Source organism: Acinetobacter sp. Root1280, from assembly GCF_001425285.1.
GTDB lineage: Bacteria > Pseudomonadota > Gammaproteobacteria > Pseudomonadales > Moraxellaceae > Acinetobacter > Acinetobacter guillouiae.
In genome coordinates, this window is the sequence record NZ_LMED01000014.1 from 1 (window position 1) to 22,218 (window position 22,218).

General features: G+C 37.3%; 19 protein-coding genes. 9 read left to right on the top strand and 10 right to left on the bottom strand.

From position 1 onward, the window contains the following. Positions 1–282: 282 nt before the first annotated feature. The 6 genes from ASC84_RS13240 to tauA all read right to left on the bottom strand — a co-directional run bounded on the left by ASC84_RS13240 (position 283) and on the right by tauA (position 8,781). Positions 283–2,406: an AAA family ATPase gene (locus ASC84_RS13240; protein WP_056515450.1), complete on the bottom strand. Its 2,124-nt coding sequence runs from the start codon at positions 2,404–2,406 to the stop codon at positions 283–285. Positions 2,407–2,941: 535 nt separating this feature from the next. Beyond that, complete coding sequence (locus ASC84_RS13245) at positions 2,942–4,843, bottom strand: 5'-nucleotidase C-terminal domain-containing protein (protein ID WP_056515453.1); 1,902 nt, start codon at positions 4,841–4,843, stop codon at positions 2,942–2,944. A 298-nt stretch (positions 4,844–5,141) separates the two neighbouring features. Further along, complete coding sequence (gene tauD, locus ASC84_RS13250; RefSeq protein WP_056515455.1) at positions 5,142–6,005, bottom strand: taurine dioxygenase; 864 nt, start codon at positions 6,003–6,005, stop codon at positions 5,142–5,144. A 101-nt stretch (positions 6,006–6,106) separates the two neighbouring features. Next, complete coding sequence (gene tauC, locus ASC84_RS13255; protein ID WP_056515459.1) at positions 6,107–6,949, bottom strand: taurine ABC transporter permease TauC; 843 nt, start codon at positions 6,947–6,949, stop codon at positions 6,107–6,109. Further along, the gene (gene tauB / locus ASC84_RS13260) at positions 6,949–7,773 is read right to left on the bottom strand and encodes a taurine ABC transporter ATP-binding subunit (RefSeq protein WP_056515461.1); all 825 of its coding nucleotides are present in this window, start codon (positions 7,771–7,773) and stop codon (positions 6,949–6,951) included. Before tauB ends, tauC begins: the two co-directional genes overlap by 1 nt. An 18-nt stretch (positions 7,774–7,791) precedes the next feature. Beyond that, positions 7,792–8,781, bottom strand: coding sequence for a taurine ABC transporter substrate-binding protein (tauA, locus tag ASC84_RS13265; protein ID WP_056515465.1), 990 nt, complete (start codon positions 8,779–8,781; stop codon positions 7,792–7,794). A 367-nt stretch (positions 8,782–9,148) separates the two neighbouring features. Here tauA and ASC84_RS13270 point away from each other — a divergent pair, with 367 nt between their 5' ends. After that, complete coding sequence (locus tag ASC84_RS13270; protein ID WP_004719019.1) at positions 9,149–10,156, top strand: putative solute-binding protein; 1,008 nt, start codon at positions 9,149–9,151, stop codon at positions 10,154–10,156. A gap of 76 nt (positions 10,157–10,232) precedes the next feature. Here ASC84_RS13270 and ASC84_RS13275 read toward each other — a convergent pair whose 3' ends face one another. Next, positions 10,233–10,499 carry a hypothetical protein gene (locus ASC84_RS13275; protein ID WP_004719017.1) on the bottom strand — a complete coding sequence of 89 codons (267 nt, stop codon included), beginning with the start codon at positions 10,497–10,499 and terminating at the stop codon, positions 10,233–10,235. An 825-nt stretch (positions 10,500–11,324) separates the two neighbouring features. Between ASC84_RS13275 and grpE the strand changes: the two genes are divergently transcribed. From grpE to ASC84_RS13305, 6 genes are all read left to right on the top strand, one after another. After that, complete coding sequence (gene grpE, locus ASC84_RS13280; protein ID WP_004719014.1) at positions 11,325–11,864, top strand: nucleotide exchange factor GrpE; 540 nt, start codon at positions 11,325–11,327, stop codon at positions 11,862–11,864. A gap of 166 nt (positions 11,865–12,030) precedes the next feature. Then, positions 12,031–13,974 carry a molecular chaperone DnaK gene (gene dnaK, locus ASC84_RS13285; protein ID WP_004719012.1) on the top strand — a complete coding sequence of 648 codons (1,944 nt, stop codon included), beginning with the start codon at positions 12,031–12,033 and terminating at the stop codon, positions 13,972–13,974. An 89-nt stretch (positions 13,975–14,063) separates the two neighbouring features. Then, complete coding sequence (locus tag ASC84_RS13290) at positions 14,064–14,426, top strand: MerR family transcriptional regulator (RefSeq protein ID WP_056515467.1); 363 nt, start codon at positions 14,064–14,066, stop codon at positions 14,424–14,426. A 49-nt stretch (positions 14,427–14,475) separates the two neighbouring features. After that, positions 14,476–14,772 (top strand): putative quinol monooxygenase, encoded by a 297-nt coding sequence (locus tag ASC84_RS13295; RefSeq protein ID WP_056515471.1) that lies wholly within the window; start codon positions 14,476–14,478, stop codon positions 14,770–14,772. Between the two features lie 108 nt (positions 14,773–14,880). Continuing rightward, positions 14,881–15,297: a hypothetical protein gene (locus ASC84_RS13300; RefSeq protein ID WP_004719005.1), complete on the top strand. Its 417-nt coding sequence runs from the start codon at positions 14,881–14,883 to the stop codon at positions 15,295–15,297. 2 nt (positions 15,298–15,299) lie between these two features. Then, positions 15,300–15,815, top strand: a complete 516-nt coding sequence (locus ASC84_RS13305; protein WP_056515474.1) for a hypothetical protein — start codon at positions 15,300–15,302, stop codon at positions 15,813–15,815. Between the two features lie 9 nt (positions 15,816–15,824). On the opposite strand, the gene ASC84_RS13310 is transcribed toward ASC84_RS13305, so the two are convergent. Further along, a complete protein-coding gene (locus ASC84_RS13310) occupies positions 15,825–16,424 on the bottom strand; it encodes a hypothetical protein (RefSeq protein ID WP_056515478.1) in 600 nt (199 codons plus the stop codon). 152 nt (positions 16,425–16,576) lie between these two features. Between ASC84_RS13310 and ASC84_RS13315 the strand changes: the two genes are divergently transcribed. Together ASC84_RS13315 and ASC84_RS13320 are read left to right on the top strand one after the other, a co-directional pair. After that, positions 16,577–17,497, top strand: a complete 921-nt coding sequence (locus ASC84_RS13315) for a matrixin family metalloprotease (RefSeq protein WP_056515481.1) — start codon at positions 16,577–16,579, stop codon at positions 17,495–17,497. 111 nt (positions 17,498–17,608) lie between these two features. Beyond that, complete coding sequence (locus ASC84_RS13320) at positions 17,609–17,992, top strand: hypothetical protein (protein WP_154130490.1); 384 nt, start codon at positions 17,609–17,611, stop codon at positions 17,990–17,992. 108 nt (positions 17,993–18,100) lie between these two features. On the opposite strand, the gene ASC84_RS13325 is transcribed toward ASC84_RS13320, so the two are convergent. After that, the gene (locus ASC84_RS13325; RefSeq protein WP_056515484.1) at positions 18,101–20,179 is read right to left on the bottom strand and encodes a TerD family protein; all 2,079 of its coding nucleotides are present in this window, start codon (positions 20,177–20,179) and stop codon (positions 18,101–18,103) included. Positions 20,180–20,272: 93 nt separating this feature from the next. Then, a complete protein-coding gene (locus ASC84_RS13330; RefSeq protein ID WP_056515487.1) occupies positions 20,273–21,562 on the bottom strand; it encodes a lytic murein transglycosylase in 1,290 nt (429 codons plus the stop codon). Positions 21,563–22,218: the final 656 nt, after the last annotated feature.

Here is a 22,218-nt window from a genome sequence, read left to right on the forward strand (position 1 = left end):
TAATCAAGTACCTGATTTATCAGAAGTTTTATTTAACATCACCGCCGATGGATGTGCATTCTACAGCATTCCCAACCCAACACAACCCCTTTTTTTAAACTTTCTTATCGGATGTGCGTTTTTTCCTCAAAATCAGTGATTTTTTATGCTTTTTATCTATTTTTTAAGCATTTTTCATTATTTTTTTCATATTAAAGTTATTTTTATGCTTTGTTTTCCACTCTCGAATCACAAAATCTGAGCATTATTCAACTGAATCAGGATTCAAAAAGAAAAACCGCATCAATTTGATGCGGTAAATCCTATACTTTGTGCACTTTTATATTTTGCAGTCATTTCATCTGTTAAATGCTGCAGAATAGAATCCACATTTTCAAAAGGATGAAAACAGGACTGTCGTACAATCACAGCAAAGTCTCCTGCACTTAAACGATCTAAAGATTGCAGCTTTACTTTTATATCGGCTTCATGAACAACAAGTTTGAGTTGTGTGCAGACATTTTCCAGTAAAGCCAAACGCTGTGCATAATTTAGAAAATCAAAATGCATTTTAAAATCGAAACGGCGTAATGCAGCTTGATCAAGTTCATCAAAGCGATTGGTTGTCGCCACCACGATGCCATTAAAGCTTTCCATTTGAACCAAAAACTCATTTACCTGAGAAACTTCCCAAGAGCGGGTTGCTTGGCGGCGATCTTGTAATAAACCATCTACTTCATCCAGCAATAAAATTGCCTGTAAGTCTTCGGCTTCATGAAACGCTTTAGCAAGGTTCTGTTCTGTTTCACCGACCCAAGCAGAAATTAAGTCTGAACCACGCTTAATCAGTAAAGGTCGATTGATGGTTTCAGATAACCATCGTGCAAATGCAGTTTTACCTGTTCCTGATGCTCCGTATAGACATAACCGGCCAAAACCATGTTGCTGGATACCTGATGCGATCTCCGCAAGATTCACCTTACAGTTGATATAGTTCAAATCATAGAACTTGGGCAAAGCATTACTATCTTGCAATTTAATACCTTGGTAACCCTGTGCTTTTAATGTATTGGACACCAATTTGGTCATGCTTTCCTGTATCACTAAATGCTCATTGTGCATTTGAGCCGCTTTGGCAACATGATAACTACGGCGTAAAATTGCTGGAGATAATTGTTCAACATTGGCCAAGGCTTCCTGATACAAAGGATTAAGTTCTTGACCACAATGTTGCTCGATAAAACTTCTGCGTTGCTTTTTAGGTGGCACTTTAATTTCAAGCACCATATCAAAACGGCGTATAAACGCAGGATCAAGCTGATCGGAATTAGACACCCAAATCGTTGGTGTACGATTTTGCTCTAAAATACGATTGACCCAAGCCTTACGACTTTGCGCAGTGCTTTTCATCCCCACACCATTTTCGGTGTCATTAAACACATCCTCGACTTCATCAAACATCAATAAAGCAGATTGACTGTCGAAAATGCATTGTGCTGCACGATACGCACATAAACGCCCTGTGGCTGAAATTGCATCACCATCTTCATCTTCACAGGAGATTTCAAAAAGTTGCACCGCCATTTCATCTGCAAGGCTCTTACACAGTTGTGTCTTTCCTGTACCTGAACTGCCATAAAGGAAAATATTTACCCCCTGTTGCTTACTCATTTTGACTTGCTTTAAATAAGCTAGGAGTAAAGTCAATTCAGTGTGCAAATGAGGATAATCCTCTAAGGTTAATTCAGCAGGCTGACTTTTATTAATGGTTCCAACAAACAGATCCATCACATCATTGGTTTTCACCAATAACTTATCGGCCAATTGGTTTGACACCAGATTCAATTTGCCACGTAAATAATTACGATAGTGTTGTTGAACACTGATTAAACCACTGCGATGTAAACGCCCTTGTACAGACAAAGCCTGACGAATTGCTTCATAAGGCAAATCTAAAACTACAGCCAAAGCACGTATGGTTTTAGACGCAGTCAATTCACCGATGGTATCCGCAATATCATCTAAAAGTTGTTCACTGTTTAACATCACGATAAAGCCTAAAATCGTGCTTTCAACAGCATTTAAATCCAGTAATTGCTGTATTAACTTTAGGTTATATTGCAACTCAGCATTGAACTGAAAATTATCTAATAAATTTTGCTGTTGGCTATTTTTATGCAAATGGTTGAGTTCCTGATAAGCAGCTTGCTCATCGAACTTATCTGCAAGTAATGCTTCAGAAAAACCTAACTTTTTTGCAATCCATTGATGACTAAAGCAATGATCAGAAATAAATTCTTTTGCACCACCTAACTCGACCAAAAATCGAAAAGCCCAAAGTTTTACAATCGGAGAAATTTCAGCAAAATCCTCTACGTCAACCTGATGCATATTTTGTGCAAAAGGTTGATTAATATATTCGTTCATATATTCACTTTTTTCTTTTCATGCCGAAGGCTAAACTTTTTCCAATTTGCATTTTCTGCAAGCAAAGTCATCCCTCAGAACATGTATATTCTTTAAAATAAGGTTTATTTTCGTTTAATTTAAACGATTAAAAATGTATAGGGTCTATTTAAAGCCCAAAATGAGAAATACGTTAAACAACATGATTTTTCTCCCGAATATTGAATTTAACAGCTGATTCAAATCACATTTTAAGCACCCTGCTTAAAACGATGGGTTCAACCAAGATATTATGGTTATCCTGCAACCAGTCAGTGGTTGTAAACAATCTTGTCAAAAGGCAACGTTACAAGATCAAATTGAGGCAAGTGAAAAGAAAATTAGGTTTGTCATTGTGATTATTTAAGCCATCGTGGCTAAATTTTGGCTCATTTTAAAGTTAAGCATGGTTTTTTGCAATTATTTATTCATCACCAACATAGGATTTTGTCAGTTTTCATTAACGACCCAACGAAAAAAATCCCGCCGAAGCGGGATTTTGATTGTTTGTTTCAGTTTATTTTGCTTTATCGATAAATATCTGGGTACTGTATTCAGCCGTTGCTAATTTATTAATTTTCTTTTGACCTGTCTGACCAGCCAAACCTTGGGCATATTTGAGGAAAGCCTCAGCATAGTCTAAGCCAACATTCACACGGCGCTCACCAGTAATGGTTTTCAGGGTAGTATAGTAGTCACCACCATTGGCAAGAAAATCAATCGTGATCGCTTTGTAAGTCTTATTGAGATCTAGATTTTCATATTGCCCAGATGCATTACGTACTTGTATTTGGTTAAGACGCTGGCCTTTGTCTTTGGTAAAGTCAACATTCCAACGCATACCACCAGTATATGGGTAGCTACCCGTATTATTCTGGGCAATCACACCATCTATTGCATCCTCTAAGGTGGCTTTAACTTCAGCACCCGTCAGATCTAAACGCAACAATGTATTCTTGAACGGTAAGACATTATAAATTTTACCAACTGTCACATCCCCTAAAGCAACATCTTCACGGACACCACCACCATTTTGGAATGAGATATCAGCGCCAAAGAAGGTCTTTCCTTGTTGTAAAAACGCTTCAGCAATAATTTGTTGAATATCTCCACCATGTTGATCGACATGGGTATTCTTATTACAGATATCGCCGAGTGTTGAACGATTTACATCCCGTTGTGTACCAGGGACTCGACGTGAACAGAGATTATCTGTCGCTTGACCTACGATTTCCTGAGCAAATTTTTTCTTTTGTTCCTGATACGGTTTTAAAACATCCAAAGTCTTTTGTAGTGGCATTACAACAGTAAATGGGGCCTGATCTGTTTTAAATTGCGTCAGAATTGCTTGTTTTTCAGTTTCGGTGACTGCTTTTGCGTCTTTGGCGGTACGGGTAAAGTTATTGCCAATGAGTACATGTGGTGTTCCACTACAGCTTTCGACATTCCCGTTTTTGTCAAACTTCACATTTAAATCGCCCACGATATAACTGTACTGCCAAGCTTGCGCGACGCAGACCAATTGACCATCTTTGTTTCTCAGCTGTGTTGGATAAGCACCTTCAGGTGTCATGCCATATTTTTTAAGACTGTCAGGGCCCAACAAGGTATGTGAATCACCCCCAATAATCACATCAACATCGGTAAGTGATTTTGCCAGCTGTTGGTCTAAGTCATATCCCACATGGGTTTGAAGAATAATATTTTTAATACCTTGTGCTTTATATTGATTTATTTCTTTTTGTGCTGTTTCAATTTCATCTGCAAACAATGTATCAGCATTTGGTTGAGAAGAGTTTTTGGTTTTCTTAGCAACCGTTAAACCAATGATTGCAAATTTAACCCCCTCTTTTTCAAACACTTGTGACTTCAAAATGCGATTGGTTTTATACAACGGTGAAGATGCACCAAAACTGACATTGGCCGTTAAAATTTGGGTTTTGTCTTTACAAGAACTTTGATCCAAGAAACCAATAAATTTCTTTAATCCATCATCTTTAGAATCAAACTCATGGTTACCAGGCGTAAATGTATCAAAACAAACGGTGTTCATTGCATCTGCGTCTGCTTTACCATCCGTTAAGTTATAGTACAAATCGCCAGTGATCGCATCACCAGCATGTATTTTTAAAGCATTTTTCTTTTCTACTGCAAGTTGGTTAATTAAGCTTGCAACACGTGCAAATCCACCACTTGCAACACTAAACTCTTCATCCCCTGTCCCCACATTGCTTTTAAATTTAATGCTTTCTTCATCTAAATGTGAATGATGGTCATTAATATGCAAGATATTCAGTTCTAAAGCTTTTGCCTCTACTGGTTTTTCAGTATTTGAATGATCATTATCATCATTACAAGCAACCAACAGCGTAGACAGTACACTCAGCAAAATGATTTGCTTTTTATTATTAATCAACATGATATTTCCAACAAGCAATAAATATTTATGGCCTAGTATGTTGATCATTTGTTTAATTTTGATGAATAATTAAACATTATTGCTCAGCAACAAGGTTTCATCAGAGCTTGAATATTCAAATTGTTTTGTGAACACCGACAAACACAGCATACCGATACTTTTACCAACAGCTCATTTTATGATTTTTTCTTTAATGTATTTTTTAAATATTGAAGTTTCAAAAAGTTGTATTCAAATTCAGTTGTTTCAAAAATAAAAAACCAATCAAATTTGATTGGTTTTTATAACAAGTTAAACCTTAATCTGCTTGATAAAAAGGTTTATCACCCATCAAAGTGGCTCGATTCATAACACGGTGCTGAGGACGGTAATCATCAACAGCATAGTGGAAGGTACAACGATTATCCCAAAATGCCACATCATTGGCCTGCCATGACCAACGCACTACAAACTCTGGTTTCTGAATATGTTCAAACAACATTTTCAAGACAGCATCGCTTTCTTTGGCTTCGAGTTCATTAATTCGTGTGGTAAAACCCTCACTCACAAATAAAGCTTTACGACCTGTGACAGGATGAGTACGAATCACAGGATGGCTAATCGGAGGATGTTTTTTCTTAGCCTGTTCTAGCTTTTCTAATTCAGCAGGATCACCACCAAAACGATCTACTGGAAATGAACGCGCAATATCATGTGTTGCAGTTAAACCAGACAACATCGCTTGCATCGGTTTGGATAATGCTTCAAACGCCGCTGTTCCACTTGACCAAAGCGTATCTCCACCCCATGCAGGGACTTTTTTTGCACTTAAAATTGCGCCCATTGCTGGTGTTTCAAGAAAAGTCACATCGGTATGCCACAGTGCATTATCCCGTAAATCATTTAATTCCGTATCTAAAACCATGATTTCTGGTTGTTCTGGAATATTGGGGTAAATTGGGTGGATGTGTAACTGACCAAATTGACGCGCCAAAGCTGCATGTTGCTGTGCAGTCATCGGCTGATTTCTGAAAAAGATCACCTGATGTTTCAATAAAGCTGCTTCAATCAAAGCCTTTTGTTCAGGTGTTAAAGGCTGATTGAAATTCACACCTTCAATCAGCGCACCAATCGTTGGATTTAATGGGGTAACTTTAAAAATATTTGAAACAACAGCGTTCATTTCTTCCTCGATCATCTCACGATGTATTAAAGGCAATGCATCATTAAAACATTAAAACTAAATATGGCGATATGCTATCGAAAAATGTAGCGAAAAATAACTTACTGAGATTGCTTATCCCAAGGGACTAATTTCTTTTGCAAACGACGTAAACCAATTTCCAGAATAAAGGCAATCACAGCGATAATTAAAATCCCGACAATCACCACATCCGTAGCCAAAAGCTGTGAAGATGATTGCACCATAAAGCCTAAACCTTCAGAAGCACCAACCAACTCTGCTGCCACCAAAGTCGACCATCCCACCCCAAGACCAATACGGATACCGGTTAAAATGCTCGGTAAAGAACTTGGTAAAACCACATGTTTAATAATTTGCATTGGGCTTGCACCCAAAGACTGTGCAGCACGAATTTTGGCTTGGTCGACTGAACGGACACCGGTTGCTGTTGCGATAACAATCGGTGCAAAAATTGCCAGATAAATCAGTAGCACCTTGGACAATTCACCAATACCACACCAAATTACAATCAAAGGTAAATACGCCAGTGGTGGAATCGGACGATAAAACTCAATGATAGGATCTAAAATACCCCGCACAATTTTATTGCGACCAATCGCAATCCCCACTGGAATCGCAGTGATAACCGCAGCAATCAACGCCGTGCCGATACGACCCAAACTTGCGCCAATATGACTCCACAAGCTAATACTCATATAGCCATTGCTGAACAAATCATTGAAACGCTGCAACACGGCGGTTGGTGATGGTAAGAATAAAGCATCAATCCAGCCTAAAGTGGTGACCAGCCACCAAATTGCAATCAAAGTAATGATCGTGATACTACTGATCAAAGTAATATTGACTTCACGTGGAACCTTCACCTCCACAGTCTGAGATTCAACTGTACGAGGGATCAATTTAGGGTCTAATTGTGCTGTCATTACTCCACCTTTTCCACTTGAGCTTGGTCGCTCTGAGCAACATGGTATTGATCCTGATTATTTTGAATGAATACACAACTCAACACATGCTCTCGCATTTCAATAAACTTGGGATCTGATTTAATACTTCGTGCTGGCTCGCCATTGGCATAGCGTTTAGCAAAATCCAACTCCAGCTTTTCCACAATTCGCCCAGGATTTGGTGCAAGAATAATCAGATCTGTAGCCAGAAAAACAGCTTCTTCAATGTCATGGGTAATTAAGAAAGTAGGTTTGGACGTGCTCTTCCAAACATCTAATAATAAGCACTGCATTTGTTCACGAATAAACGCATCCAAAGCACCAAAAGGTTCATCCATCAATAATATTTTAGGGTCAGAAGCCAAAGCACGCGCTAAACCAACCCGTTGACGTTGCCCGCCTGAAAGTTCCCAGATATGGCGTTGACCAAAGCCTTCTAAATTCACCAATTTGAGTAATGCTTGTGCACGGTTTTGACGTGTTTTTTTATCAACCCCTGCAAGCTCTAAACCAAAAGCAATATTGTCTTCTACATTTTGCCAAGGCAATAAAACATCATCTTGGAACACCACACCACGGTCTCGGCTAGGTGCAACGATTGCTTCACCATCCAGTTTTAAAGTGCCTGCTTGTGGTTGAGTAAATCCAGCAATCAGATTTAATAAGGATGTTTTACCACTGCCTGAAGCACCTAATGCAACCATCAGTTGCTCAGAACCCAGTTGAAATGACACATCTTTCAAAACCGGTTGTTCAGCACCCGGATACTGTGCTTGTACATGTTCTACAGTCAATACAGCCATGATGAATACTTCCGATCTCTATTTCGATGTTTGAATAAAACGCGTGTTAATAAACTGTTGATAATTTGGAGAAACCTTTCTCACCAGACCTTGTGCTTTTAAAAAGTTCACTGAGTTGACAATATTTTGTGTGGTCCGCCCACCAAGGTATTGAGTGCTTAATTGCGCCTGACGATCTGGATAGGCGGCGCCAGCAAGAAGCGCTGGCACATCTTGAGCATCTACGCCGGTAATTTTGGCAATTTTTTGCACTTCAGCCGAGTTGGCAGTCCAACGACTTTTATTCTGGTTATAAGATTGGTAATAGTTCAGTGTCACTGTTGAAAACTTTGCTAAGACTTCAGGATGCTTCTGTGCAAAATCTTTACGTGCTACCCAAACTTCAAATGTAGGAGATCCCCATTGCCCAACCTGCCCTGCATCTGTGATGACCTTGCCGGTTTTCTTAATATTGGCAAGTGCAGGTGACCAGACAAAAGCTGCATCTATATCGCCTCTGCGCCATGCTGCATTAATTTCAGCTGGTTTTAGGTTCAACAACCGTATTTGATTGGTTTTAATATTCCAATGCTGCAAAGCCCCCAATAAACTGTAATGGGAAGTCGAAGCAAATGGCGTGGCCACCTTTTTCCCAATCAAGTCCTGAGGACTATTAATTCCTGAGCCATTTCTCACCACTAAGGCTTCCGCACTTTTCAGATCGGTAGAAATTAAAAACACCTCTATGGGCAAATTATTGGCAACAGCTGCCCCTAACGGACTTGAACCAATCAGTGCGATATCTACAGAACCAGAAGCCAATGCAGTTAAAACCTCTGCACCACTATTAAATAAGCGCCAATCCAGTTTTTCCCCAATCACTTTGTCATACACACCATCAGCCTGTGCAACTTTTGCAGGTTCTATGTTGGTTTGATAACCAATGACGATAGGGCGAGCATTTGCCAAACCACTATAGCTATATAAACTTATAGCTGAGCAAAGCAAAATCAGTTGCTGAAATTTCATGATCAATGTATGGACTAGAATAAATAAAAAGAGATGGGAATCAGCCTCATGGTACGGTTTTTTTGTATATTATTAAAAATACGTTTTTTAGATTTACTTATATGTTTTATTGATTAACAAAACTTGAAATCTATTTTATTTTTCTAGATCGATCAAAATTAACAAGATTTTAATTAAGCCACTAAACCCACACCAACAAACAAAACAAAACAACATCACAATAATATTTTTTTAAGATAAATAAATCACATTAAGTAAGCTATTCAATGGTTTATTCATCGGAAATAGAGTAAAAACTCTATTTTTATTCAAATAAAATTACTATATTTAGTATAAATAAAACGCGTTTTAAGTATAAGGATATAACATGAAAAAGGAATTTCTTGCCCTTACTACAATCGTATTATTAGGAATATCAAGCACCTCTCAAGCAAAACAAGAAATCTGTGTTTTTGATTTATTAGGGAAAGCTGGTGAATCCTATAAAATGATGGAAGAGTGGGCACTCGCTGCAAAAACATGGAATACCGATGTCCAGCTCATTGCTTACCAAAATGAAGAGCTTGCTGATAAAGATTTTAAAAATGGTAAATGTGATGCTGCCTATATCACCACAATGCGTGCACGCCAATACAATAAATTCGCAGGATCTATTGATGCGTTGGGTGGTGTTCCAACCAATGCCATTGCGCTCAAAGCGATTACCTTTGTCTTGGATAAACGTAATGTAAAACGCTTAAAAACCAAGATAGACAATGAAGAAATAGAAATTGGTGGAATCGGTCAAATTGGCCCTGCCTATATCTTTGTGAATGATCGAGCCATCAATACCATTGAAAAAGGTAAAGGTAAAAAATTTGCGGTATTGGCGTATGACAAAGCACAGATTGCAATGGTTGAACGTGTCGGAGCAATTCCTGTTCCATCCGATATTTCCAATTTTATTAAGAAGTTTAATACAGGTGAAGTACCAATGGTGGGAGCACCAGCCTATGCATTTAAACCTTTAGAAATGGAAAAAGGGCTTGGCTCTAAAGGTGCATTGATCAATTTTCCAGTGCTTAATGTTACTGCTGATCTGGTGTTTAGATCTCAAAAATTCCCAGCTACTTTTGGCAATGATTCTAGAACCTGGTTTATCAAGCAACTTCCGCGTCAATTCAGTATGGTCAAACGTTTAGAAGAAGGCATTCCTGCTAAATATCGTTTGAATTTAAGTAAAGTAGATACTGAAAAATATCAAAAGCTGTTACGAGATGGACGTATGGATTTAACCCGACAAGGTATTTACGATCCGACCATGATGTCAGTGCTTAAACGGGCGCGTTGTACTGTAGATCGAACCAATTTTGAATGTTCTTTGGCGGGTGAATAACATCTCTTCAAAAGTTATTGATAAAAAATCAGGCAATGGAGGCATCCATAAATTGCCTGATTTTTTATTTTAAAATTTACTGAGCTGAAGGTTGTTCAACTAAACTTGGGTCATTGGTTGCTTGAGCAGGTTGTGATTGCTGAATCGTCGCATCGCCCTCAACAGCAGTACCTTGTTGAGTCGGATCTACCGTCGAAGTTTGTGCCGATTGTTGTTGATCTGCAGAACTCATTGGTGCTGATTGGGTCGTTTCAGGTGCTTGTGTTGTTTCACTTGATGTACACGCCGTACTCATGACCGCAACACCAGCCAATAGCATAAAAATAAGACCTGATTTTTTCATCATAAATTCCTTTATCACTCTATCAAAAAACGGCAACACAGGACTGCGTTGTCGTGCTGACTATGATTGCTATTTTTTCTGCAAACTTCGTTGAAGCTTGGTTAGACTTTTAAGGTATTGCCGTATAAGTTATGCAAAGTTTATTAAATCAATGATTTAGATTGACCGATTTTATTTTTCATTATACTTGTTTCATTTCGCTGGATTTTTTGATGGGATTGAATGCGATTAGGCAAAAGTCTATCTAATAAAAGATATACTTTTACCATAAAAGTTTCGCATTACTTACATTGTTAATGGTTTTTACAAGACAAAAAAAAGCTTACCCAAGAAGATTGGATAAGCGATGAAAACATTGTTCAAACTAAAAAAAGAAACTACAGCCATAGAATCTATGAAGCATGATAATTAAATTATTGCTTTTTCGCAAAGCCTTATTTTCAATAAGTTTAATCGGTTTTACATGTGAGTTAAGTATTTTGATCTATTCATTCAATTTTAATTTTTGAATTTACTCATCATTTTTAAGCAATAACCGCATCAATTCCTCATAAATTTAAATTTTTAATCTAAAAAAATAATCATTGATTTGATGATTATTCCTACAAAAATATCTTTAAATTTTAAGATTTCTCTCTTAGATCCGCTTTTTTCACTGAATTTCATTAAATAATGTCTAAAACTGCTTGAATTTTAGCGGCTCGCCCACATTTCTTATTCATTAATGAATTAAACGATCATGGCAGTTCAAAAATGAACACAGTGCAAAACTGCTGCCGATAAGGACTGTACATGTTTAAGAACCCATTTAAACGGAGTAAATCAATGGCAACTGAGCAGAATCAAGAAGCCCAAGATATTCAAAACGAGCAAGCCGAACAGCAAACTCAGGCTGAAAATGAACAGGTTGAAGTTACCGTTGAAGCTTTACAGGCTCAAATCAGTCATCTTGAAGAGAGCTTAAAACTCGAAAAAGCACGTACTGCAAATGCAGTTTATGAAGCACAAAAAAGTGTAGAACGTATTCAACGTGATGCTGAAAAGCATAAAGACATCGTGTTAGAAAAGTTTGCGAAAGAATTATTAAATTCTGTCGACAACCTTGAACGTGCAATTCTTGCGGGTGGTGATGAAGAAACACCTGTACTCGAAGGCGTAAAACTGACATTGAAATCACTTCTCACCACTTTAGAAAAATTCGGTGTTGTTGAAGCAGACACAACCAATGGTTTTAATGCTGACTTACATCAAGCTGTCGGGATCGACCCAAATGCACAAGCCAACCAAATTGGCACAGTTTTGCAAAAAGGCTACACCTTAAATGGTCGACTACTTCGCCCTGCAATGGTGATGGTTGGTCAATAAGCGTAATAAATAGGAGCTTTTTAAAAATATTTTCATGAATTTTCACAAATCATGACTTGAAAATTTTTGAATGGCTCTCATATCGGATAACAAGAAAATCCCTTTTAACTCCCCTTTGCAAAAAGAGGAAATCAGGGATTCAAAAGAATTTAGAGGAATTTGATTTATGGCTAAAATTATTGGTATTGACTTAGGTACAACGAATTCATGTGTTGCTGTACTTGAAGGCGATAAAGTTAAAGTGATTGAAAATGCTGAAGGTACCCGTACAACACCTTCTATCGTTGCATATAAAGATGGCGAAATTCTTGTGGGTCAATCTGCTAAACGTCAAGCAGTGACTAACCCTAAGAATACATTATTCGCAATCAAGCGTTTAATTGGTCGTAAGTATCAAGACCAAGCAGTACAAAAAGATATCGGCATTGCACCATTCAAAATCATCAAAGCTGATAATGGTGATGCTTGGGTTGAAGTAAACGACAAAAAACTTGCACCGCAACAGATCTCTGCAGAAATTTTGAAAAAAATGAAAAAAACTGCAGAAGATTATTTAGGTGAAACAGTAACAGAAGCTGTTATTACTGTTCCTGCTTACTTCAATGATGCGCAACGTCAAGCAACAAAAGATGCTGGTCGTATTGCTGGTCTAGAAGTTAAACGTATCATTAACGAACCAACTGCTGCTGCACTTGCGTTCGGTATGGACAAAAAAGAAGGCGACCGTAAAGTTGCTGTATATGACTTAGGTGGTGGTACATTTGACGTATCAATCATTGAAATCGCTGACTTAGATGGCGACCAACAAATCGAAGTATTGTCAACCAATGGTGATACATTCCTTGGTGGTGAAGACTTTGATAATGCATTGATCGACTATTTGGTTGAAGAGTTCAAGAAAGAGCAAAACTTCAACTTGAAACAAGATCCACTTGCATTACAACGTTTAAAAGAAGCAGCTGAAAAAGCTAAAATTGAGCTTTCTTCATCTAATTCGACTGAAATTAACTTGCCATACATCACTGCGGATGCAACTGGTCCTAAACACTTAGTGATGAATGTAACACGTGCCAAACTAGAAGGTTTAGTTGCTGATTTAGTTGCGCGTACAATTGAGCCTTGCCGTATCGCACTTAAAGATGCAGGTCTTTCGACTTCTGACATCTCTGACGTGATCTTGGTTGGTGGTCAATCACGTATGCCAATGGTTCAACAAAAAGTACAAGAGTTCTTCGGTAAAGAACCTCGTAAAGATGTGAACCCGGATGAAGCTGTTGCGATTGGTGCGGCAATTCAAGGTGCGGTATTGTCTGGTGACAAAACTGACGTACTTTTACTTGACGTAACACCTTTAACACTTGGTATCGAAACCATGGGTGGCGTATTAACTGCTATTATTGAGAAAAACACCACAATTCCTGCGAAGAAATCTCAAGTGTTCTCTACAGCAGCAGATAACCAACCAGCGGTAGATATTTCAGTTTACCAAGGTGAACGTAAAATGGCTCAACAAAACAAATTGTTGGGTAACTTCCAATTAGGCGACATTCCACCTGCACCACGTGGTGTACCACAAATTGAAGTATCATTCGACATCAATGCTGATGGTATTTTAAAAGTATCAGCAAAAGACAAGAGCACTGGTAAAGAACAATCGATCCAGATCAAAGCAAACTCTGGTTTGTCTGATGCTGAAATCGAAGCAATGATCAAAGATGCTGAAGCAAATGCTGAAGAAGATCGTAAGTTTGAAGAGCTTGCAAAAGCACGTAACGAAGCTGATGCTTTAGTTGCTTCTGCAAACAAAGCTGTGAAAGATCTTGGCGAACAAGTCACTGCTGATGAAAAAACTGCAATTGAAGCAGCAGTTTCTGAGTTAGAAGTGACTGCAAAAGAAAATGATGTTGATGCGATTAAAGCAAAAACTGAAGCTTTACAAAACATCATTATGCCGATCACTCAACGTGCTTATGAAGCAGCTCAAGGTCAAGGCGGCGCTGAAGGCTTCGATCCTAACCAATTCGGTGGTGATGCAGGCCAACAACAGCAAAAAGCTGATGATGGCGTTGTAGATGCTGAATTCACTGAAGTTAAAGATGACAAAAAATAATTTGTCACTTTAATCTTAGAAAACCGCTCAAGAGATTGAGCGGTTTTTTTATATGATCTATTTTTATCCGTAAAGCTGTGGGGTCACTTTTGTTTATCTCTGATATCTCTAAAAAAACTGGACTCTCTATCCATACCCTGCGTTATTATGAACAAATAGGCTTACTGAAAAATATCCATCGTAATCAATCTGGGCGACGTGTATATACTAAACTTGATCTGGAATGGCTTGAATGGGTAAAACGTTTAAAATCAACAGGCATGCCTCTAGAAAAAATGCAAGATTTTGCCCAATTTCGACTACAAGGAGATCAAACCTTAAAACAAAGACAAGCTCTTCTTATTGCTCATTCCGTTCAATTAAAACAAGAAATTCAAAGACTCAAGCAAGAACAAAGCATTGTCGACTATAAAATTGAAGTATATGCACAAAAAATGCTTGAGCTAGAGTGAACTCGAGCAGTTAATATTTTTGACTCACAATTTGAGTTAGGAGTAGACAATGTTAAGTTCAGGTTTTTACATCACCGCAGAATTAAAAATTAAAGATAAAGACAGAATCTTAGAAACCCGTGAAGCCTTACAAGCATTATGTAAGCTCACTCTTCAACAAGAACCGGGATGTAGCTTATTTCAACTGCATCAATGCCAACAAGAGCCAACTCGTTTACTACTTTGGGAACGCTTCGACTCGGAACAGGCTTACCATGCCCATTTTAAACAGCCCTATACACAACACTACCTTTCCAAAGATTTAACCGAAGTGGTGCAACATTTCGTCAGTGATATTGTGCTATAAAAAAGCTCGAAAAATCACTCAAGTCATTGAGTGGTTTTTCTTATTGATCAATTGCCAATCTTCACTAAATCTTTTATCTTAATTATCACAATAATAATGAGTCAAATGATGAAAAACTCTCCTGCTGTATCCAATACTGTGTATTACAGCTTGATCATAGCGCAATTTATATTGCCTATCATTGCAGCAGTCATCGATATATACAGTACTGAACCCGAGTTAGAACTTCTGGATAAAACACTTTACCAAGACCCGCAAGCTTGGGAATTGGGAGTTATGTCGATTGCAGGTTTAATCATCCTCATCATCACTTTTGGTTTATGTTTAAAAAAAGAATGGGCAAGAAAAGCTTATCTCTATACATTTTTCCCAATATTTCTGATTTATTTTATGCCCTTTATGCACTGGATTTACATGACCAGTTATGCAGCGATTTTTAACGATCTGGCCTTTGTTTGTTCTGGAATTTTATTGATGATTTTAGTGACTCCATCACTATATCGACCTATTTTTGAACACGATTAATCATGTATAAAACGCTTGCCATCAGCATTGGCTTATATCTCTTTTTAGAAATTCTATGTCATGGTTTTGCATTTTTTGCAGGGAAAATCGTGAGTAAAGCGGATAAACAAAAGCTCAATCATCCTCTGCACCTTGAATTTACACGGCAAACTTTTTATCGCACCATGTTACTGGTCAGTATTGTACTGATGAGCCATTTCTATACTGAAATTGCCTATTTTGAACAGAATGTTTGGATTCGTTTGACATTGAGTATCAGCATTATTTTACTCATTCTATTTATACTCTGGTGGCTAAATGCTTTTATTCTGCGCCAAGTGGTTTTAAAGCAACAACAACAATCCGTCACTCCAGTATTTAAACAGAAAATCAGCTATATCATGTTGCATCCTTTACAATTCAAAGCTTTATATATCAGCCCTGAATATTTAAAAAGATCTGTTTGGATGAATCGATTACTCAGTGTTTTTGCTTTTATTCTCTTATTTATTGATATCCAAGTCCTGTTTAACGTTTAAATCAACTGATTATGTGAATGAACCTTCCATCGCGATGCCCAAACTCAGCGTTATGATGGTAAATAATCCTTTCATCAACAAAAATAATCCTGCAAATATGCAAATGATCATGATGATTCTTTGCTTTTTGCTCAGGCTTTCACGTATCTGTAAATTGTATAGACTGTCAGGTTGTTTTTGAATGGATAAATGATCGGTGATCGCCTGAGAAATTTTATCTTCGATAGGATTTAATGACGAACCCTCGAGTACCTCTAAACAATAGTGTCCAACATCCAACTCACAATAAAACATTAGCATTGAAGCACGAGAAAAACCATTTTTACTTGCTCTTGCAATACTTGGTGATAGCTTCACAATCTGCTGAAGATCTGTGTTGGTGATTTGTGGATGAATCAATAGCATAGGTGCAAGTTTAAATAATGGACCCTCTTGCCAAATTGCATAGCCACCCTTTTTGCTGATTTTAAAATTTTTAATTTTTTGATTTAAGGCTAAGTCCAGCACTAAACGTGATCGAAATATAAGAAATAGACTGTAGAAAGCCCTTATCAAAAAAGCGATACCAAGGATTAGAGAAATCCAGCCTAAAATCAGCGTTCCATTCATATTACTGTTTTCCACCTAAAGCTGACTGCTAAAAACATCATCAATTGAAATCAATATTTGTATTGATCACGCAAGCTTTACTTGCTTAAGCATTTGCGATTCTTATATTTTCAGATAAATTATCCACTACAACAATTATTTTTAAATCAATCATGCGTTTTTGGATTCTACTCTGTGTAATTGCCTTTACTGCTTATTTTGCGATACAACGCATGATGTATCCGCAATTGAATCATAATTCTGCCATTGATCGTATCACGCATCCTTTAGATACCCGTTTACGTTATCGTATTGGCGAAATAGATCCGCGTTTTCATGTCAGTAAACAGCAAGTACAAAATTTGGCACAACAAGCTACCGATATTTGGCATTTAGGAACCATGAAAAGTCTCTTTGTTTATGATGATCATGCCAAACTGACGATTAACTTAATTTATGATGAACGCCAAGCGGAATCTAGCGCCAGAAACCAAGAGTTGCGTATTTTGCAAAATACTCAACAATATACACAAAGTGAAAAACAAAAAATTCAGCAACTTCACGCTGAATTAGATCGTACCAATGATGAATTGGATCTGCAAAAAACCAATTATCAAAGTAAAGTTGACCAGTATAATCAGTTGATCAACACCCTTAATCAATCCCATCAAAATTTAGATGCCACAGCAAGATTGCAGTTAGATCAGCAGAAAAATCAACTGATCATCGAGCAGAATCAACTCAAACAACAGTTAGATATTTATAATCAAAAAGTCTATGAATTAAATCGTCAAGTTGGACAGCTCAACGCTGTCAATCAACAATACAATCAATCTGTGGATCACTTTAATAGCCGTTTCCAACCACGCCAATTTGATAAAGGCGTATTCGATGGTAAAACCATTAATATCTATGAATTTGCTTCGGACGAAGATTTACGTGTCACGATTGCACATGAACTTGGGCATGCTTTGGGCTTAGCACACAATAATGATCCTAAAGCACTCATGTACCCAATGATGAAAGAACAAGATTTGAAAAATTTTAGATTAACCACAGCGGATTTAGCCATGCTAAACTCAAGACAACGATAAGCAAAATTTAGCGATGATTATCAATTTTAAATCCATAATTTATTTATGTATTTAAATCAGTTTTATGCAAAATCATGTTATTGTGAATCCCTGAAGCAATAAATTGAGGAGATGACTGTGAGCTATTATCATATTATTTTAGAAGTAAATGATCATATCAGCACGATTGAGCAAACTCGTGATATTGAAATTTTTGATATTACTGAACTTCAACCTTATCTCCATTCGATTCTGCTGCCTTATTTCAACGAACAAATCATTGAACTAGAAGACGACAATGTCGAGTTTAAAGATGTTCTACACCTTGAAATTAAACAGACCTTATTGCCAATTCAACATTTAATTGAAGAAGAACAAAAACAGTTACCTAGCGATACCGATGTGACCATTACAGCCTATGAAATCTTTAATGATCGTGATCATACGCAGGATGTTACCGCCGTCATTTTAGATGTCCTAGAAGCGGTCAAAATTGATCCTTTCGCAATTGAATAATCCACATAAAAAAAGGTCTGCTTATGCAGACCTTTTAACATTTGGTGAGGGAAAGCTTTGTCACTAATTTCAGAGTAGAAGGAAGCAACGAAATAGCCCTCAGCAACACTATAAATAATTGGCTAAAATATTGTCAATATCTACAGGACGAATTCCTTCATCTACACTAAAAATATGTTCTGCTCGAACTCGTTCAGTGACACGTTGCCCTCTAGCTCGAATATGTAAATCAAATAGATCATAGAGGTTCGGGAAAGTTTTTTCTGTCATGGCATACTGCATCAGCGACATACTGGATAAATGACCAAAAACGGTGTTATCGATACTTGGCGTAGCTGTCATTGCCAAATCTGTCCAAATCACTTCACGCTTTTCTAGGTCAATGATGAGTGGAATGGTAAAACTGCTTTTTGAAGTCACATCAAATTTATGCTGAACCGTGGTTGGTTCATAAATCTGACCTTGTTGTGCATCCTCTCGCATCATAAAACCAGCAAAACAAATAGGTAAATCACAATAATTTTGCTGGGTATAACTATTGATACTCATCATCACATAGCGAACTCCCAGAGATAATGCCTTTGAAATATCAATGTCAATAAATTCAGATGCACCTTGTGGTGCTGAAGTAATATCACCGCTATGCACTGCAAAACTTTCTTTTAAATTATAAAAAGCAATAGTTGCTTTTACTGTATGTTCTGCATCAAAAACCAATGCGGATAAGTCTATATCCACCCTTTCTGAGTCAGTATCTTTCCAATAAATAAAAAACCGAACAGTATTGCCAATATCCAAAGCTAAACGGCTCCCTGCTGCAATGGTTTTCAATGCTTTACTTGCTGCTCGTTGCGCAAAAGGTACACTATAATTTTTCAACTGATCATCCAGATAGCAAGCACCTAATGGTGAGAGTTTACTGAAACGCTGAATAATACTTTGCTCACATAGGGTTGTTATTTGTGTCGTTATGACTGCAGACAAAGGCGCTAAATTATTTTTGATTGCAAATACTTTGGCAGACTGACCTTTTGGGAAAAAGGTTCGATATTTTAAAGTTCGATTTTGCAGAAAATAGTGCTTGATCTGAAACAGCAAAGCGATCGGCACTGCATCTATAACTGTTTTAAATGCATCAAGCAATTGTTGCTGTTGTACAGGAAATTGCTTTAAACAGTGCTGCAACCTACGCGCAAACTCTCCTGGTCTTTGTTTTAAAAGTTTCACCACATCTTCAAATTGATGGCTTTGTAATGCAATTTCTATCTTTTGGCTGAACCGTTCAGGCTTTTTATTTTCAAGAATATGCTGAAATGCTATACAGGTTTTAGGAAAATGCTTTTGATAACTAAACGGATGTATCCGCTCAATCACACGTTTCCACGGTTCTGGATAACGAAATAAATCTTCCTGAATATGTAGGCAGTTTTCCAACAAAGTTAGTAATATTCGTCGTTGAGACTTTTTCAAAGAAATCAATTTACAAGGTTCTGCTAAACTGACATCACCATCTGACAATGCAACATAAATCCGTAAGACATCAGTTGAAGTCTGTACATGAAGCTGTAACTGTTGCACAGCCCATAATTGCAAACTCAAATATTGAGCGCTGACGATCGCCTGTACTTCTTTATGTTGAAATTTTTCAGGCAAATATTGCAACCCTTTAGATCCAAAATCTCTTATTAAGTAGATAAGATCTGCATGATCCTGCTGATTTAACGATTTTTTTGTATTTAACAGGTTTGAAAATAATGTGGTTAATTCAGTGCCATCCGCAAGATCCAATACATTGAGAATCCTTTTGTTTAATGCTTTTCTAGGCTCAATTTGATATTCAGGTAAGAGGCGTATTCCCAAAAAATCACCAAGATAATGGGCAAATGCATTTTGATATAATTCTGACTCCGACATTTCATATACTTGTTGCGGAAAATTTGGATACATGGGTTTATATTTCACATGTGCCCCATACATCTTTTTCATACAACCCAAAGTATTTTTATAAAATTCATCAAATTGCGTATCAGACAATTTTAATATTTCAGTGCAGAGCTGTTCAGAGCAACTAAAACCAATTCTTTCAAAGTTTGCCAATAAATTGATTAATTTATGAATAGACTGACTCGACTGTCCCTGTGGAAGCTTGATTTTGTTAAATCTTCTGATTAAAAGTTCATTATTCATTGTTATGACTTTCTAAAATTTATAAATTACATCATAAAAGAAAAACCTGATTATTCATCAGGTTTTTCGCAAAAATCATGCAAAACTGTTTGATTAACGCATCATATTCTTTGCAGCTTCATTTCTAAAAGCTTTTAAAATCTGTTGCCCTGCTCGACCTGTTGGACTCAATCCTAACTTCACTTGTTCTTGCTGAATGGCCTGACGCGTTTTATCGCCAATCAAGCCATCTGCATCGCCAATCGCATAGCCTTTTTTCAATAAATAATTTTGAATTTCTCGGCGTTCTGTACGAGATGTTCCTGCATCGTCAGTTGGCCATGCAGTTTGAAAACTGCCCTTGCCTTGTAAACGATCAGACAAATGCGCAATTGCCAATGCATAACTTTCCGCTGCATTGTACGAATAAATTGCATCAAAGTTTTTAAACACCAAGAATGCTGGACCATTTTCACCCGCAGGCATCATTAAACCCGCCTGAGAGCCCTCCGATAAATTGCCTTGAATGATTGGAGTACCATCAACACGAGTAAAACCACGATTTACCCAAGTGCTCAACGATTTTTTATTACGACGACTTTCTCCACCTACAGAGGCACCAGTTGGGATTTTTACTTCAAAGCCCCACGGCATTCCCGTTTGCCAGCCACGTTTTTTCAAAAAGTTTGCTGTTGATGCCAAAGCATCCGAAGTACTTGAAACCAAGTCACGTCGACCATCACCATCAAAATCTACGGCCAACTCTTCATACGTTGAAGGCATAAATTGAGTATGACCAAATGCCCCTGCCCATGAACCTTTTAACTGCTCTTCGCGTAAATCACCTCGCTGTAAAATACGCATTGTGGCAAAGAATTCACCTCGAAAATAACCTTGTCGACGCCCTTCACAACTTAAAGTTCCCAACGCTTGCAATAAAGGATATTTTCCTGAAATGTCACCAAAATTACTTTCCACACCCCAAACAGCAACAACCGTTTCTGCTGGAACACCGTACGCCGCTGACACACGGTTTAAAACTTCACGATGCTGAGCCAGCATTTGACGGCCTTTCTCTACCCGCTCTTCATCGACCAAACCTGAAAGATAATCCCAAATCGGTGTTGAAAACTCAGGTTGATAATCCAGTTTACTGATGACCGAATAATCAGGCGTTAGATTTTGCGTATAACGATCAAAGGTTGTGCCACTAACACCTGAACTGATCGCTTGCGAACGTAAATTTGCAATACAGCTTTGAAAATTAGAATTGGGTGTATAGCTTGTATTCGGTGTTGTTGTGATTGGTGAGCTAGATACAGCCTGACCGTTAATGATTAATTCAGCATTGGCATGCGATGCTGCCAACAAAACAGATCCACAAATCAAAGTTAAATGACGCATAATATCCACAAAATGGTTTTAAATTTAAATTATGTGAATACCATAGCAGTCTGTGAATAAAATGACAGATGTAAAAACGTAAATTTTGAATTCATTTTTCGATTTTAAATTCATAACCCACAGTTCACTGTTTTGAATTTAAATATAGTTATCCACACCCCAGTAAACTTATCATTTTTTAAATTCAAAACTTTCACACAAATTTGAATTCAAAAACATCATTATTTTAGCAACCTTAGATTTAAATTTAAAATTCCACTCAATCCCATCAAAACTCGCTTAAGTGTTTATTTTTATCCACAATTTGGATTTTGGATTGGTGAGTCAAAACTTATCCACAGTCGTTATTTTCACTTCGAGCAAGCAAAAGTTTAAATTTAAAGTTTTAAATTCAAAAAACACCCTCAAGTTAATTTAAATTCAAAGTGGATAACTTTTTGGGTTTTGCTGTTAATACTTTTGAATTCAAATGTTCTAAACCCTTTAAATTTGAACTTTGAATTTAAAAATAGATGCTTGTTTTTCTGTTTATTTAAGCTGTTTTTTTCATCATTCTTGTTTTTATAGCCCCAGAAAATGATCCATTTTTGGGTCATTGCTTAGCGATAAAATAGGGGGAGCATCATGATACAGAACAGCAGAGTAGAAAAAAGCGG

Bases quoted from the DNA above. Each gene is read 5' to 3' on its own strand.
- ASC84_RS13305 (WP_056515474.1), top strand. From the start codon at position 15,300: ATGTATAAAACGCTTGCCATCAGCATTGGCTTATATCTCTTTTTAGAA.
- tauC (WP_056515459.1), bottom strand. From the start codon at position 6,949: ATGACAGCACAATTAGACCCTAAATTGATCCCTCGTACAGTTGAATCT.
- ASC84_RS13320 (WP_154130490.1), top strand. From the start codon at position 17,609: ATGACTGTGAGCTATTATCATATTATTTTAGAAGTAAATGATCATATC.
- ASC84_RS13300 (WP_004719005.1), top strand. From the start codon at position 14,881: ATGAAAAACTCTCCTGCTGTATCCAATACTGTGTATTACAGCTTGATC.
- dnaK (WP_004719012.1), top strand. From the start codon at position 12,031: ATGGCTAAAATTATTGGTATTGACTTAGGTACAACGAATTCATGTGTT.
- ASC84_RS13245 (WP_056515453.1), bottom strand. From the start codon at position 4,843: ATGTTGATTAATAATAAAAAGCAAATCATTTTGCTGAGTGTACTGTCT.
- ASC84_RS13240 (WP_056515450.1), bottom strand. From the start codon at position 2,406: ATGAACGAATATATTAATCAACCTTTTGCACAAAATATGCATCAGGTT.
- ASC84_RS13325 (WP_056515484.1), bottom strand. From the start codon at position 20,179: ATGAATAATGAACTTTTAATCAGAAGATTTAACAAAATCAAGCTTCCA.
- tauA (WP_056515465.1), bottom strand. From the start codon at position 8,781: ATGAAATTTCAGCAACTGATTTTGCTTTGCTCAGCTATAAGTTTATAT.
- grpE (WP_004719014.1), top strand. From the start codon at position 11,325: ATGGCAACTGAGCAGAATCAAGAAGCCCAAGATATTCAAAACGAGCAA.
- ASC84_RS13295 (WP_056515471.1), top strand. From the start codon at position 14,476: ATGTTAAGTTCAGGTTTTTACATCACCGCAGAATTAAAAATTAAAGAT.
- ASC84_RS13275 (WP_004719017.1), bottom strand. From the start codon at position 10,499: ATGAAAAAATCAGGTCTTATTTTTATGCTATTGGCTGGTGTTGCGGTC.
- tauB (WP_056515461.1), bottom strand. From the start codon at position 7,773: ATGGCTGTATTGACTGTAGAACATGTACAAGCACAGTATCCGGGTGCT.
- ASC84_RS13270 (WP_004719019.1), top strand. From the start codon at position 9,149: ATGAAAAAGGAATTTCTTGCCCTTACTACAATCGTATTATTAGGAATA.
- ASC84_RS13310 (WP_056515478.1), bottom strand. From the start codon at position 16,424: ATGAATGGAACGCTGATTTTAGGCTGGATTTCTCTAATCCTTGGTATC.
- ASC84_RS13330 (WP_056515487.1), bottom strand. From the start codon at position 21,562: ATGCGTCATTTAACTTTGATTTGTGGATCTGTTTTGTTGGCAGCATCG.
- ASC84_RS13315 (WP_056515481.1), top strand. From the start codon at position 16,577: ATGCGTTTTTGGATTCTACTCTGTGTAATTGCCTTTACTGCTTATTTT.
- tauD (WP_056515455.1), bottom strand. From the start codon at position 6,005: ATGAACGCTGTTGTTTCAAATATTTTTAAAGTTACCCCATTAAATCCA.